The 14,713-nt window shown below is 67.2% G+C and carries 14 protein-coding genes; 5 read left to right on the top strand and 9 right to left on the bottom strand.

Annotated features, from left to right (window positions below):
- Window positions 1-7: 7 nt before the first annotated feature.
- The 4 genes from dnaG to rpsU form a co-directional block, all read right to left on the bottom strand.
- On the bottom strand, window positions 8-1,747 hold the full coding sequence (gene dnaG / locus RTX79_RS13890) for a DNA primase (protein WP_312684393.1): 1,740 nt from the start codon (window positions 1,745-1,747) through the stop codon (window positions 8-10).
- Between the two features lie 57 nt (window positions 1,748-1,804).
- On the bottom strand, window positions 1,805-2,752 hold the full coding sequence (locus tag RTX79_RS13885; protein WP_312684392.1) for a YihY/virulence factor BrkB family protein: 948 nt from the start codon (window positions 2,750-2,752) through the stop codon (window positions 1,805-1,807).
- 144 nt (window positions 2,753-2,896) lie between these two features.
- A complete protein-coding gene (locus RTX79_RS13880) occupies window positions 2,897-3,343 on the bottom strand; it encodes a GatB/YqeY domain-containing protein (RefSeq protein ID WP_057508202.1) in 447 nt (148 codons plus the stop codon).
- Between the two features lie 141 nt (window positions 3,344-3,484).
- Window positions 3,485-3,700, bottom strand: a complete 216-nt coding sequence (gene rpsU, locus RTX79_RS13875; RefSeq protein WP_002808376.1) for a 30S ribosomal protein S21 — start codon at window positions 3,698-3,700, stop codon at window positions 3,485-3,487.
- Between the two features lie 168 nt (window positions 3,701-3,868).
- Between rpsU and tsaD the strand changes: the two genes are divergently transcribed.
- Window positions 3,869-4,894, top strand: coding sequence for a tRNA (adenosine(37)-N6)-threonylcarbamoyltransferase complex transferase subunit TsaD (gene tsaD / locus RTX79_RS13870; protein WP_057508203.1), 1,026 nt, complete (start codon window positions 3,869-3,871; stop codon window positions 4,892-4,894).
- Between the two features lie 7 nt (window positions 4,895-4,901).
- Here the strand turns inward: tsaD and RTX79_RS13865 are convergent, their stop codons facing one another.
- Window positions 4,902-5,570, bottom strand: a complete 669-nt coding sequence (locus RTX79_RS13865) for a hypothetical protein (protein ID WP_312684390.1) — start codon at window positions 5,568-5,570, stop codon at window positions 4,902-4,904.
- Window positions 5,571-5,913: 343 nt separating this feature from the next.
- Here RTX79_RS13865 and folB point away from each other — a divergent pair, with 343 nt between their 5' ends.
- From folB to RTX79_RS13845, 4 genes are all read left to right on the top strand, one after another.
- Window positions 5,914-6,270: a dihydroneopterin aldolase gene (gene folB / locus RTX79_RS13860; protein ID WP_057508231.1), complete on the top strand. Its 357-nt coding sequence runs from the start codon at window positions 5,914-5,916 to the stop codon at window positions 6,268-6,270.
- A 67-nt stretch (window positions 6,271-6,337) separates the two neighbouring features.
- Window positions 6,338-7,669, top strand: a complete 1,332-nt coding sequence (locus RTX79_RS13855) for a mechanosensitive ion channel family protein (protein ID WP_312684389.1) — start codon at window positions 6,338-6,340, stop codon at window positions 7,667-7,669.
- Window positions 7,670-7,792: 123 nt separating this feature from the next.
- Entirely contained in the window at window positions 7,793-9,967 is a 2,175-nt protein-coding gene (locus RTX79_RS13850) for a glycoside hydrolase family 3 N-terminal domain-containing protein (protein WP_312684388.1), read from the top strand.
- 140 nt (window positions 9,968-10,107) lie between these two features.
- Entirely contained in the window at window positions 10,108-10,749 is a 642-nt protein-coding gene (locus RTX79_RS13845) for a hypothetical protein (RefSeq protein ID WP_312684387.1), read from the top strand.
- A gap of 141 nt (window positions 10,750-10,890) precedes the next feature.
- On the opposite strand, the gene RTX79_RS13840 is transcribed toward RTX79_RS13845, so the two are convergent.
- The 4 genes from RTX79_RS13840 to RTX79_RS13825 form a co-directional block, all read right to left on the bottom strand.
- The gene (locus RTX79_RS13840; RefSeq protein ID WP_312684385.1) at window positions 10,891-12,054 is read right to left on the bottom strand and encodes a PQQ-dependent sugar dehydrogenase; all 1,164 of its coding nucleotides are present in this window, start codon (window positions 12,052-12,054) and stop codon (window positions 10,891-10,893) included.
- 123 nt (window positions 12,055-12,177) lie between these two features.
- Complete coding sequence (locus tag RTX79_RS13835) at window positions 12,178-12,522, bottom strand: hypothetical protein (protein ID WP_057508208.1); 345 nt, start codon at window positions 12,520-12,522, stop codon at window positions 12,178-12,180.
- Between the two features lie 115 nt (window positions 12,523-12,637).
- The gene (locus tag RTX79_RS13830; protein WP_312684383.1) at window positions 12,638-13,939 is read right to left on the bottom strand and encodes an APC family permease; all 1,302 of its coding nucleotides are present in this window, start codon (window positions 13,937-13,939) and stop codon (window positions 12,638-12,640) included.
- Complete coding sequence (locus tag RTX79_RS13825; RefSeq protein WP_312684381.1) at window positions 13,936-14,703, bottom strand: L,D-transpeptidase family protein; 768 nt, start codon at window positions 14,701-14,703, stop codon at window positions 13,936-13,938. The genes RTX79_RS13830 and RTX79_RS13825 overlap by 4 nt, the downstream gene beginning before the upstream one ends.
- Between the last annotated feature and the right edge of the window lie 10 nt (window positions 14,704-14,713).

Here is a 14,713-nt window from a genome sequence, read left to right as displayed (position 1 = left end):
CACGCGATCAGATGCGCAGGCTGGCGCGGGCCTTCAGCAGCTCGCGCATTTCGAACTTGTCAGTATCGTCCAAGCCGTGTTGTCGCTGCTTGGCGTTAAGGTCTTCGATGCGCTGGAACAGCAGCTGCTTTTCCAGCTGGCCCACCGCGTCGTGCAGCTCTTCGGTCCACTTCGCTTCGTCGCCGGCCAGCGTCTGCGCGGCCAGCGTATGCAGCGATGCCTGCTCTTCGCGGCCATCGAAGTGTTCCAGCAGCGCGCCGGTGCTGATGTCCGGGCGCTGTTCCACCAGTGCCAGCAGCTCCAGCAGCAGTTCGATGCCGGGCAGGCGCAGGCCATGGAAATGGTGCTGGCCGCCCAGCGACATCGCCAGCGAAGGCTGCTGCAGCAGGATCGCGATCGCCGCGCGGACCAGGCTGCGCTTGGCCACCGGGGTCACCGGCCGGCCCGACGCCGCACGCGCGGCCGGCTGCGCACGCTGGGCGGAGTTGCCGCCCAGCCCGGTCAGCACGCCCAGCTGCTGCTTCATCAGGTCACCGAAGGCGCCATCGGGAATCTGCGCCAGCATCGGCCGGGCCCGTTCGGCCAGCCGCGCCTTGCCATCCAGCGTGCCCAGGTTGATCTCGCGGGTCAGCTCGTCGAAGAAGAACTGCGACAGCGGCGTCGCCTGTTTCAGGCGCTCGTCGAAGGCGGCGGCGCCTTCCTTGCGCACGATGGTGTCCGGGTCTTCGCCATCGGGCAGGAACAGGAAGAACGCCTGGCGGCCATCCTTCATGCGCGGCAGCACCGACTCCAGCGCCTTCCAGCCGGCGCGCCGGCCGGCTGCATCGCCATCGAAGCAGAAGAACACATCCGGCGCGTTGCGGAACAGCAGCTCGGCATGGTCCGGGGTGGTCGCCGTGCCCAGCGTAGCCACCGCCTGGGTGACCCCGAACTGGAACAGCGAGACCACGTCCATGTAGCCTTCGACCACGATCAACCGTTCGATCTTCTGGTTGGCCTGGCGGACCTGCCACAGGCCGTACAGTTCGCGTCCCTTGTGGAACAGCGCGGTCTCCGGCGAATTGAGGTATTTCGGGCCGTCGTCCTTTTCGAACACGCGGCCGCCGAAGGCGATCACCCGGCCACGGCGGTCGAAGATCGGGAACATCACCCGGTCGCGGAACTTGTCGTAGACGTGGCCGCGGTCGTTCTTGGAAAACAGGCCGGCGCGGTCGAGCAGCTTCATCCGCCGCTCGTCCTTGCCCAACGCGTCGCGCAGCCCGCTGTAGCCATCCGGTGCGTAGCCGATCTGGAAACGCGTGCGGTTGGCTTCGTCCACGCCGCGCCCGTCCAGGTAGGTGCGGGCCTTTTCGCTGTCCTCCAGGTTCTTCTGGAAGAAGCGCGCGGCCGCATCCAGCGCCGAATACAGTTCGCGGCCTTCGTCCTGCTGCTGGGCGTTGCGCGGGTTCTCGCTGCGCGGCACTTCCATGCCGACCCGCTTGGCCAGTTCGTCCACCGCATCGAGGAATTCGAGGCGGTCGTAGTTCATCAGGAAGCTGATCGCGGTACCGTGCGCGCCGCAGCCGAAGCAGTGGTAGAACTGCTTGGTGGGCGATACGGTGAACGAGGCCGAGCGTTCGTCATGGAACGGACAGCGCGCCGAATATTCCTTGCCTTGGCGCTTCAGCGGAACGCGGCTGCCCACCACCTCGACGATGTCGGAGCGGGCCAGCAGGTCATCGATGAAAGCGTCTGGAATGCGGGCCATGGCAACCGGCAGGGCACCGCCGGAAGGCAGTGCGGGCGAACGGGAAGTCCGCCTAGTTTACCCGTTGCCGGCGGCCGCGCCCGGCTTGGGCGGCACGATGCCGGCGGCAGCCAGGTGGTGCTCTGCCCGCAGTCTCTCGTCGATCACCGAGGTCATCAGCGCGCCGACGAAGAACACCACCATGGCGTAGTAGATCCACACCAGCGAAATCACCAGCGCGCCCATCGAGCCGTACGCGCTGCCCGGCGCCACCTGCGCGATGTACACACCGATCCCATAGCGCCCCAGCGCGAACAACGCCGAGGTGATGGCACCGCCGATGAAGGCCTGGCGCCACGCCACGCGCCGGTCCGGCAGGTAGTGGTACATGAAGGCGAAGGCCACCGTGTACAGCAGCAGCGTGCTGATGTAGCCCAGCGCGGGCAGCAGCGAAGGCAGCTGCGCGAAGGCTACCTGCAGCATGGTGGTGGCGGTCATCGACACCACCAGCAGCAGGCCCAGCGCCAGCACCACGCCGAAGGAAAACACGCGCTTGCGCAGCCACGCGGCCAGCCCGTCCAGGCGTTCGCCGCTGGTACGGAAGATCAGGTTCAGCGCGCCCTGCAACTGGGCGAACACCGCCGTGGCACCGATGAACAGCAGCAGGGTGCTCCAGATGCCGGCCAGCGAGCCGATGCTGGGCTGCTGGTCGGCGTTCTTCAACACGGTTTCGGCAACCACCGCCACGCTGCTGCCGGCAGCCGTGCCGATCTGGTCGACCAATGCCTGCTGGGCCGGCGGGTACAGCGATGCGGTCAGCCACAGCAGCAGCACCAGCAGCGGCGCCATCGACAACAGGGCGTAGAAAGATACCGCAGCGGCCTGGCTCAGCACGTCCACTTCGATGAAGCGGTTGAGCACCGCCATCGGGAAACTGCGGTTGAGCCGGTCCACGTACTTGCGCATGGCATGCGGGACGCCGCGGTGCGGATCGGCGGCGGCGGGGGCGTTGGTCGGATCGGACATGCGGGCTGTTTTACCAGCGGCAGGTCGAAGAAAGGGTGAAGCGTGGGGCAGGGGAGCGCCAAGCCATGCCCGGCGGCTTTCCGTTACGGCGTTGCAATGCGGTCGGCCGAGCGGGGCTCGGCGCAACCGGGGCAGGCGTTCGCGTCAGCCTGCGAGCTGCTGCTTGACCAGCTTGGACACCAGGCCCATGTCGGCCTTGCCGGCGACCTTCGGCTTCAGCGCGCCCATCAGCTTGCCGATGTCGGCCGGGCTGGTCGCGCCGGTTTCCGCCACGGCGGCCTGGATGGCAGCGACGATCTCGGCTTCGCCCATCTTGGCCGGCAGGTAACGCTCGATCACCACCATTTCCTCGCGCTCGATCTGCGCCAGGTCTTCGCGGTTGGCCGCTTCGTACTGGCTGATCGAGTCCTTGCGCTGCTTGACCATCTTGTCCAGCACGGCGACCACGGCGGTGTCGTCCAGCTCGATGCGCTCGTCCACTTCCTTCTGCTGGACGGCGGCCTTGATCAGGCGCACCACGCCCAGGGTGTGCTTGTCGCCGCTCTTCATGGCGGCCTTCATGTCGTCGGTCAGCTTCAGCTTCATGCTCATGGAGCACCTCGTGTGTCGTAAGTCAGGCAAATGGGGGGCGCCGTGGCGGCGGCCCGGGAACGCAAAAAGCCGGCGACGCTTGCGCGTGCCGGCTTCTTCCCCACCGCGACAGGCAGAACCTGTCGCCATGAGTGCGTCCGATCAGTACAGGCGCTGACGCTTGGTGACGTCGCGCGACGAACGGCGCAGCTGACGCTTCACTGCAGCAGCAGCCTTGCGCTTACGTTCCTGGGTCGGCTTTTCGTAGAACTCGCGCTTACGGGTTTCGGCCAGCACACCGGCCTTTTCGCAAGTGCGCTTGAAGCGGCGAAGAGCAAACTCAAAAGGTTCGTTCTCGCGGACTTTGACGCTGGGCATGGAATCTCCGGACACTGTGTAGAACCGGGTCTATACCCGGCGAGCCGCACATTATAGCGGCGCTTCGACAAACTGCAAGCATCCCGGCCTGAATACGGGCCGGTTTTCTTGCATCTCAAGGGCCTGCATCGCCCCTGAGGAGCACGCAGGGGGCGCATAATACACCACATGCGAGTACTTGGTATTGAATCATCGTGCGATGAGACCGGCGTGGCGGTGTATGACACCGACCTGGCCGGCATCGAAGCCCTGCGCGCCCACGCGGTGTACAGCCAGATCGCGCTGCACGCCGAATACGGCGGCGTGGTGCCGGAACTGGCCAGCCGTGACCATGTGCGCAAGCTGCTGCCGCTGATCCGGCAGACGCTGGACGAAGCCGGCATGACGGTCGGCGACATCGACGGGGTGGCCTACACCGCCGGTCCCGGCCTGGTCGGCGCGCTGCTGGTCGGTGCCGGCGTGGCGCGTTCGCTGGCCTGGGCACTGGAGGTGCCGGCCGTGGGTGTCCACCACATGGAAGGCCACCTGCTGGCGCCGCTGATGGAAGACGACCCGCCGCAGGCGCCGTTCGTGGCGTTGCTGGTGTCCGGCGGCCATACCCAGCTGGTGGCGGTGGATGCCATCGGTAAATACCGGTTGCTGGGTGAGACGCTGGACGATGCCGCCGGCGAAGCCTTCGACAAGACCGCCAAGATGATGGGCCTGCCGTATCCGGGGGGCCCGCAGCTGGCCGCGCTGGCCGAACAGGGCCGTCCGGGCGCCTACCGTTTCTCGCGCCCGATGACCGACCGCCCGGGGCTGGACTTCAGCTTCTCCGGGCTGAAGACCCAGGTACTGCTGGCCTGGCGCGACAGCGACCAGAGCGAGCAGACCCGCGCCGACATCGCACGTGGCTTCGAAGATGCCGTGGTCGAGACCCTGGTGATCAAATGCGGCCGCGCGCTGGAAGCGGCCGGCACCAATGTGATCGTGGTGGCTGGCGGGGTCGGGGCGAACAAGCGGCTGCGCGTGCGGCTGCAGGAAATGGCCGCCAAGCTGGGGGGCAGGGCATGCTTCCCGCGCCCGGCGCTGTGCACCGACAACGGCGCGATGATCGCCTTCGCCGGCGCACTGCGCCTGCAGGCCGGGCAGCACAATCCGCCGCGCGTGGACGTCACTCCGCGCTGGGACATGGCGACGCTGCCGGCGGTGTGATCGGTCGCTACGGCGGCGTTGCGCTCTTTCCTTCCAGTGGTGAAGCGGCAAGTACCGTTGAAGCCTCTTCGTGGCGCAGCAACCAGTGCAGAGTGGAGGGGCTGCGCGCATGGATGATCCGTGTCGCTGCGGCGAGGTCCGCCCTGATATCGCGCTGGAAGATGGGCTCGTGATGGGCGATGCGGTTGCGGAGCTGACGCAGGCGTGACAGGTCCGCGTACGCAGCAGCGCGCAGTGCATGCGAAGGCAGCGGTAGTGCATGGGGGAATACCCGGCTGAAGCCGGTCATCCACAGGCTCTGATCGAACCGCCGGGTAAACAGTTGATGCCAGAACGCGAAGCTGAGGCCTGCCACCACGTCGTCTACCCGCGTCGAGCGGCTGATTGCCTTCTCCAGCTCGGACCCGGCGCAATATCCGGTATGGACCCGCGGTAGTCGCCGGCGAAAAGCATCATTGCGTGGCCACGCTGGGCCGTGTTGAGACCCGAGTGCCTCCGCAGCTGCATTCCGCACAAGAATTTCTACCAGATGCAGCGGCATGAGCAACGCGCCGCAAAGGCGCATGTTCCAGAGATAGAGCAGTGTCGGGCACGTATCCACCACCGCAGCTGCGTGCAGGTAGGTCGTCCACCGCGCCGTCGAAACGAGTCGCTCCAAGTCAATCTGTCTGTGCATGGGCTGGAAGCACGAAATGCGGTGATACCAATCTGCCCTCCAGAATCCAGGGCATCCATCAGGGCAGGACAGGGTTGGCGGTCAGTCATGACCGCACGCCAGAAGGTCGATCTGAATCTGTCGCATTTGGCTATTGAAGCACCGCTGGGGCGGGCTTAGGCTTGTCCAACGAGCCGCCGGGAATCGCGACCGATAACCTCGGTCCCCCCCGGGGACAATGGCAGTACCAGAGGGCCCGCTAGCAGGGCCCTTTGTTTTTCCCCCGCCCCGCTGTTCATCCCACGTCCCTGCACCCCGCGGCCTGTCCCGTTACCATGACCGCCTCTTTCGTGTGGCAGGCATCATGGACAAGGTATTCATCGAAGGGCTGGAAATCGACGCCCTGATCGGTATCTACGACTGGGAACGACGGATCCGCCAGACGCTGGTGTTCGACCTGGAAATGGGCTTTGACAACCGCCGTCCGGCCGCCACCGACAACATCGAGCACACCCTCAATTACAAGGCCGTCAGCAACCGGCTGCAGGAGTACGTGCGGGCCTCGGACTTCGGCCTGGTGGAAACCCTGGCCGAGCGCTGCGCGGAGATCGTGCTGCAGGAATTCGACGTGCAGTGGCTGCGGCTGAAGCTCAGCAAGCCCGGTGCCGTACGCGGTGCGCGCGCCGTCGGCGTGATCATCGAGCGCGAACGGGCCCTGTAACCCGGCAGCGCCGGCCCCGGTCGGCTACCGGAAACCAAAAAACGATCTACAAGAAGGAGGCGACCTGGTGGTGGATGCGGTAGTGGTGGTGAACTGGCTGGACAGCCTGCAGCATTCGTTGGCGCCGTATCCCGGTGCCTATCTCGCGCTGATGCTGTCGGCGCTGGTGATCGCCGCCGCGCTGGCCAACTGGGTCACCAAACGCATCCTGCTGCGTGGCCTGCGCCGCCTGCTCGCCCGCCTGCCGGGGGCCGATTCCGGCCGCGGCAGCAATGTGATGCGGGTGATCTCCCGGCTGTCGAACGTGGTGCCCAGCCAGGTCATCGCCTCGGGCATCACCTACGTGCCGGACCTGCCCGGCGGGCTGGTGGCGTTCATCGTCGCGGCCTGCCAGGCCTGGGCCATCCTGACCGTCTCGATGGCACTGTCGCATGCACTGGATGCCGCCAACGATCTGTACGAGCGCCGGCCGGACGCGCGCAACAAGCCGATCAAGGGCTACCTGCAGGTCGCCAAGATCGTCATTTTCGCGATTGCCGGGCTGGCGATCGTGGCGACGCTCGCCGGCGTGGAACTGCGTTACCTGGTGACCGGCCTGGGCGCGGCCACCGCGGTGCTGATGCTGATCTTCCAGGACACCATCCTGTCGCTGGTGGCCAGCGTGCAGATCAGCGGCGATGGGCGGATCCGCCTGGGTGACTGGATCGAGATGCCCAGCCAGAACGCCGATGGCGATGTCATCGACATCGCGCTGCACACCGTTACCGTGCAGAACTTCGACAAGACCATCACCACCATCCCGACCAAGAAGCTGGTCACCGAATCGTTCAAGAACTGGCGTGGCATGCAGGAGTCCGGCGGCCGCCGGATCAAGCGCGCGCTGTTCCTGGACCAGCACAGCGTCGGTTTCATGGACGCCGAGGCACGCGCGCGGGTCGGCCAGTTCGCCCTGCTGGCCGACTACCTGCAAGAAAAAGACGCCGAGCTGGGCCAGTGGAACGCGCAGCTGCGCGCGCAGGGAGCCGGTGAGATCAACAGCCGGCGGGTCACCAACCTGGGTACCTTCCGCGCCTACGTCGAGCGCTATCTGCGCAGCCACGCGGGGATCAACACCGACATGATCCTGCTGGTGCGCCAGCTGCAGCCCACCACCGAAGGCCTGCCACTGGAGCTGTACTGCTTCACGCGCAGCGTGGCCTGGGCCGAGTACGAAAGCGTGCAGTCGGACGTCTTCGACCACCTGCTGGCGATCCTGCCGGCCTTCGGGCTGCGCGTGTTCCAGGCTTCCAGCGACGCGATGCTGATGGACGCCCGGTCCCGCAGCGCCGACGTGGGCCGCCCGGCAGCCCCGGAACAGCCGCCGACTCCGCCCGCCACCCCGGCGCCCGGCATGCTTTAAGCTGACCCCGGCCGCGCCGTCGCACTCAGCGCGGGCGGAAAACATGAACGCAGAAGATGCGCACTTTTGTGCCCGGTAGCTTTAGAATGCCGGCACTGAAAACGTTTACATCAAGGACACCCGGTGGCTTCCGAACGTATCGAATCCCTCATTGCGCAGATGACCGTGGAAGAAAAGGTCGGTCAGCTGGGCGTGTTCGCCGACATGGTTCGTCCCTTTGCCCCGGACGTGAACCCGGAAGCCAACGTCAGCAACGCTGACCAGGTGCTGCAGCAGGTGCGCGACGGCAAGGTCGGCTCGCTGTTCAACGGCGTCGGCGCCGAGCTGGGCCGTCGCATCCAGCAGGTGGCGATCGAAGAAAGCCGCCTCGGCATCCCGGTGATCCTGGCCGCCGATGTCATCCATGGCATGCGTACCGTGTTCCCGATCCCGCTGGGCGAAGCGGCCAGCTTCGAACCGGAACTGGCGCGCCGCACCGCCCGTGCCACCGCCGTGGAAGCGACCGCGGCCGGCCTGCACTGGACCTACGCACCGGCCGTGGATATCGCCCGCGACCAGCGCTGGGGCCGTGGCGCGGAGGGCGCCGGCGAAGACGTGGTGCTGGGCTGTGCGTTCGCCGCCGCCCGCGTGCGCGGCTTCCAGGGCGATGACCTGCGTGCGCACGACGCGCTGCTGGCCACGCCCAAGCATTTCGCCGCTTATGGCGCGGTGATGGCCGGCATGGAATACAACATGGTGGACATTTCGCCGCAGACCCTGCGTGACGTGCACCTGCCGCCGTTCAAGGCCGCCTTCGATGCCGGCGCGATCACCGTGATGTCCTCCTTCAACGACATCAACGGCGTGCCGGCCAGTGCCAACGCCGAACTGCTGACCGACATCCTGCGCGGTGAGTGGAACTTCCCCGGCGTGGTGATTTCCGATTACACCGCCGACATGGAACTGGTCGCCCACGGCTATGCCGCCGATGACCGCGATGCCACCGCCAAGGCGTTCACCGCCGGCCTGGACCTGAGCATGCAGAGCGGCTTCTATGCCGAACACCTGCCGGGCCTGGTGGAAAGTGGTGAAGTGCCGATGGCGGTGCTGGACGAAGGCGTGCGCCGCATCCTGTGGCTGAAGGAAACCATCGGCCTGTTCGATGATCCCTACCGTTCGCTGGACCCGGCGCGCGAAGCGGACGATTCGCATATCGCCGCGCATGACGCGCTGTCGCGCGATGCGGCACGTCGCTCCATCGTGCTGCTGAAGAACGAACAGTCGGCGCTGCCGCTGCGCCGCGACGGGCAGAAGATCGCGCTGATCGGCCCGTTCGTGCAGGACCGCGAAAACATCGAAGGCTGCTGGACCCTGTTCGGCGACAAGAGCCGCTACGTGGACCTGGAAACCGGCGTGCGCGCCGCCATCGGCGATGAAGCGCTGCTGGAAGTGGTGCCGGGCTGCGAACTGGAAAGCGGCATCGCCGGTGGCATCGAAGCGGCCGTGGCCGCCGCGCTGCGCGCCGACGTGGTGGTGCTGGCACTGGGCGAACCGCAGCGCTACAGCGGCGAAGCCCAGTCGCGCGTGGAAATCACCTTGCCGCCGGCCCAGCAGGCGCTGGCCGAAGCGGTCGCGATGGCCGGCAAGCCGATGGTAGTGCTGCTGCGCAATGGCCGGGCGCTGGCCCTGCAGGGCGCGGTGCGCAATGCGCAGGCGGTGGCCATCACCTGGTACCTGGGCACCCAGACCGGGCACGCCGTGGCCGATGTGCTGTTCGGGGATTACAACCCGTCCGCGCGCCTGCCGGTGAGCTTCCCGCAGGTGTCCGGCCAGCAGCCGTACTTCTACAACCATCCGCGTACCGGTCGTCCGGAACTGCCGACCATGTCCGAGTTCAAGGCACGCTGGCGCGAGATCCCCAACGAGCCGCTGTATGCCTTCGGCCATGGCATCAGCTACACCAGCTTTGCCTACGGCGTGCCGCAGCTGAGCAGCACCCGGCTGGGCTGGGATGACACGCTGACCATCACCACCACGCTGACCAACACCGGCAGCGTGGCCGGCGAAGAAGTGGTGCAGCTGTACATCCACGACCGCGTGGCCAGCCGCGTGCGGCCGGTGCGCGAGCTCAAGGGCTTCCGCAAGGTGATGCTGCAGCCCGGTCAATCGACCGAGGTGAGCTTCAGCGTGCAGCGCTCGCAGTTGGCCTTCACCGGCCGCGATGGCGTGCTGCGTGCCGAAGCGGGCCTGTTCGACCTGTGGGTGTGCGCATCGGCGATCAGCGGCTCCCCGGTGCAGTTCGAGCTGCTCGCCGACTGAGGGTGCTGACGCGTCCGGCCTGTCCGGACGCGCTGTTTGTTGCCTGGAATGGGCCCGGGACCGGGCCTGCACGGGCCATGCATGCCCGGCTCACGTTGGCGCCGCTAGGCTGGGTGCCTTCGTTCCTGCCGGAGTCGTGCATGCGCCTGTCCCGTTCATTCACCTTGCCGCTGTTGCTGGCCACCCCGTTCTGGTTGGTCGCCTGTTCGCAGGCAGATGCGCCTGCTGCGCCTGCCGATGCTGCGCCGCCGCCGATGTCTGCTGCCGCAGGCCCGGGTGAAACGCCGGATGACCCGATCGTGGCACCGTCACCGAACGAGCCGACCGCCCCGTTCGTGCCGGCCGATGGCGCCCAGGCGCCGCCGGCCGAATCCGGCCCGAACGCACCGGCCGACGCGGCCGCGCCGGGTACCGGCGATGCGCGCGGGCGGATCGAGCGCGTGCTTGGCGATGCCGACCAGTACGAAACCGTGTTCAAGGCGTTGCAGCAGGGTGTCGCCGGCGATGACCGCGCGGCCGTGGCCGCGCTGATGCGCTATCCGTTGCGCGTGGACACTGGCGGCAGCAAGCGTGAGGTGCCCGATGCCGCGACGTTCCAGCGCGAATACGAGCGCATCATCACCGCCCCGGTGGCCCGTGCGATCAGCGCGCAGTCCTTCGACACCGTGTTCGCCAACCAGCAGGGCGTGATGATCGGCAACGGCCAGGCCTGGTTGAACGGCACGTGCCTGGACAAGGCCTGCAGCCGCACCGACGTCAAGGTGGTCGCCCTGCAGGAATGACCGGTAACGCCGAGCGCAGCGGCAAGGGCAACGGCGTGACGACCAACGGTCGTCACCCACCAAGGGCGTGACGGCCAGCGGCCGTCACTACCGGGTCGTCAGTCACCAAGGGCGTGACGGCCAGCGGCCGTCACTACCGGGTCAGCTCTTCGGGGTGAGCTTCAGCAGCTTGCCGTTCTTGCCGTCTTCCAGCACCCACACCGCGCCATCAGGGCCCTGTTCCACTTCACGGATGCGTGCGCCCATGTCGAAACGTTCGGCTTCGCGTGCGTTCTCGCCATCGAAGCTCACGCGTACCAGCGCCTGCGATGACAGGCCGCCGATGAAGCCGCTGCCCTTCCACTGCGGGAACAGGTCCCCGCTGTAGATGATGAAGCCCGCCGGCGAGATCACCGGGTTCCAGGTCACCTTGGGGGCCGCGAATTCGGGGCGGGTGGAATGGTCCGGAATCGGGCGGCCATCGTAGTGGTCACCGTTGGATACGATCGGATAGCCGTAGTTCTCGCCGCGGGTGATCAGGTTCAACTCATCGCCACCGGCCGGGCCCATCTCGTGCACCCACAGCTTGTTGTTGGCATCGAACGCGATGCCCAGCATGTTGCGATGGCCCAGCGACCACACCTGCGCTGCGACCCCGCCCTGCGAAACAAACGGATTGTCAGCCGGCACCGATCCGTCGTCATTCAGGCGGATCAGCTTGCCGAGGTTGCTGGCCATGTCCTGTGCGGGGTCGAACTTCTGCCGTTCGCTGGAGGTGATCCAGAGCTTGCCGTCCGGTCCGAAGGCGATGCGGTGGCCATAGTGGCCGTTGCCGCTGACTTTCGCGTCCTGCCGCCAGATAACCGAAAGATCCTGCAGCGTGCCGGCACCGCTGGCATCGAGCACCAGCCTGGCGCGCGCCACGGCGGCGCCGCGGGTGTTGTTGCTGCCTTCTTCGGCGTAGCTCAGGTACACCAGCTGGTTGCTGGCGAAGTCCGGGTGAAGCACCACGTCACCGAAGCCCCCCTGGCCGCCGTAGGCGACCTTCGGGCCACCGGTGATTTCATGCTTGGTCCTGCTGGTGAGATCCAGGTGCTGCAGGCGCCCGGCTTTTTCGGTGACCAGCAGGCTGCCGTCGGGCAGGAAGGTCATTGCCCACGGCTCGTCGAACGTGGCGAACTCGGTGGCGTTGAACGCGCTGAAGGATTTCTGCGCCGGTGCAGCGGCCGCAGGCGCGGGTGCGTCCTGGCTGGCGGCGCCACAGGCGGTGGTGGCAAGCAACGGGGTCAGGCCGATGGCCAGGGTGAGAAGCAACTTACGGGTCATGGGTATCTCCAGGCGGGGATGCGGATGGCCAACCCCCTCTGTATACCATTGCGACCGTGCACGCCGCAGCGTCCCCCTGAATGGTGGGACGCTGCGGCCTTGTGATGGATCAGGCGTGACGCATCAGATGCCGCGCGTCGGGCCCTTGTCCAAGCGCGGATCGGCAAGCAGCGCATCTTCCCAGCCGCGTTTCACCGCGTGCTGCGCCTGCAGCCATTCCAATCGGCTCTCGCCACGTTCGGCTGCCCAGCGCGTCTGCAGCTCCCGCTCCACTTCTTCATATGCACGGATGACATCCTGCGCACGTGACTGGTGGCCCAGCCGGTAGGCGGGTTCGTAGTCATCGAAGGACGAGCTGGCGTCGTAATAGGGCTCGCTCGGATAGCGCTCACGCCAATAGTTGGCAAAGGCTTCGCGCTGTACGCCGTCTTCCGGCACGCGGCCGGGAATCTGGTAATCGGGGCTCATTCGTCGGCTCCGTCTGTGGTCGTTGGATGAGGTTCCATCCTGACGACCGGCCGGTTAACGGCCCGGACCCGGCGCGTGAGCGCAGCGTAGAGCCGATCCGCCGGCCAGCGATGCATCAACCGTCCTTGCGCGGCAACAGGTAGATCACCGCGCCCACGGCGAAGGCGGCCAGCGCGGCGAGGATGTTCGCCCAGCTGGCGCTGGCAAACAGCGCCAGGCACAGCACCAGCGCCAGGACCGGAATCAGCGGCCCCCCCGGCAGCTTCAGCGCGCCGGGGCGGTCGGCGTAGCGCTTGGCCAGCACCAGCACCGCGGCGGCCGTACCGATATAGGCGAACAGCCGCGTGGTCATCGACAGCAGCGCCAACTGCACGAACGAACCGCTCAGGGCCAGCAGCAGCGAGATGATGCCCTGGCACAGGATCGCCGCCGCCGGCGTGCGGAAGCGCGGATGCACGTGGGCCAGCACCTTCGGGCCATAGCCATCGGCGGCCAGTGCATACAGGAAGCGCGGGCCCATCATCATCGTGTTGCTGTTGGTGCCCAGGATGGAGATCGTCGCGCCGACGGTCAGGATCAGCGCCAGCGCCTCGCCGCCGAAGCCCGCTGCGGCATCGGCCAGCGGCGTGGCCGAGCCGGCCAGGCCGGGCAGGGTGCCCTGCGCCACGATCTGCACCGCGGCGTAGATCACGGTGACGGTGATGATCATGGTGATCAGCGCGAACGGGATGTCACGCCGCGGATTGCGGTACTCGCCTGCGGCGGCCGGGATGTTTTCGAAGCCGGCGTAGGCGTACAGCAGCAGCAGCGCCGCCTCGCCCATGCGCTGCAGGTCGTGCGGGTCCGGACGCTGCCCGGAGAACGCCAGCTGCGGGTCGATGTAGAACGCACCGATGGCCACGAACAGCAGCAGCGGCACCAGCTTGCCGATCACCAGCACCACGCCGGTGCGTGCCGCCGAGCGCACGCCGATGATGTTGACCCCGGTCAGGAAGGCGAGCGACAGCACGATCACCGCGATGCGCCCACCGCCGCTGCCGGCCAGCGGCCAGAAGCGCGCCACCGCATCGGCCAGCGCGTTGCTCAGGGCCGCCGCCGAACTGATGCGGGTCAGCCAGATCATCCAGCCGATCTCGAAACCGGCGAAGCGGCCGAAGGCCTCGCGGGCATACAGGTAGCTGCCGCCAGGTTCGTCGAAGTAGCTGGCGGCCTGCGCGTAGCACAGCACCAGCAGCGCGACCACGACGCCGGCAGCAAGCACGCCCCACAGGCTGAACGGCCCGAGCAGCATCACCGTGGCGGCCGGCAGCAGGTAGATGCCACTGCCGATCACATCGTTGATGGACAGGCCAACGATCTGCCAGCGGCTGACCGCGCGCTGCAGGCTGGGGGTGGGCTGGGTGTCCGGCGCGCTCACCGGGCGTGGCCGTTGGCAGCGGGCAGGGCAGGCAGCTGCCATGCCTGCTGCAGGCGCGCGTATTCCTCGCGCGGCAGCAGCACGAACACCGGCGCGCTGCGCGGATCCAGCCAGGCCAGCAGCTGCCGCATGTGCGCGGCGGTCATCGCGGTGCAGCCGGCGGTGGCCTCGCCTTCCCTGCGCCACAGGTGGGCGAAGATGCAGCTGCCCTGGCCGGGCACGTTGCGCGGGTTGTGGTTGATCACGAAGCCTTGCTGGTAGCGCACGTCGCCGTGGTTGTGCAGGTCAAGCCGCATCGGTTCGGTAGACCCTTCCACGGCCTCGGCGCCGACCCGCCCGGCATCGACGATGCGGTTGTAGTACGGCGAATCCGGCACGTCCATGCAGTAGCTGCTTTCCTGCATCGGCTGCCAGGGCAGGGCGGTGTCCGCCTGCGCTGCGTAACCGAACGCGGTGCCCAGCGCGAACACCCCGGCCGGGCTGCGCCCATCGCCTTCGCGCTTGCTCGGCAGCGCGTCCGTCGCTGGATGCAGACCGATGCCCCAGGCGCTGCCACTGCGGCCCAGGGCCACATCGAACGCGGCGCCTTCCGGCTTCCAGCCGTGGTCGGTGCGGGCGAACGCCTGCAGGCGTCCCTGCGTGCTGTCCCAGCCTTCGCTGGTGACCACCACCACCTGCCTGGCACCGTCCAGCGGGCTGGCCGCCCACGCCGGACCGGCCAGTAACAGGGCTGCAACGGCAAGGCAACGCAACAGCGACTTCATGGGCGGCTCC

Source organism: Stenotrophomonas chelatiphaga, from assembly GCF_032054965.1.
Classification (GTDB): Bacteria; Pseudomonadota; Gammaproteobacteria; order Xanthomonadales; family Xanthomonadaceae; genus Stenotrophomonas; species Stenotrophomonas chelatiphaga.
The sequence above is the reverse complement of the archived record's forward strand: the minus strand, read 5'-3'. Positions and strand labels throughout refer to the sequence as shown.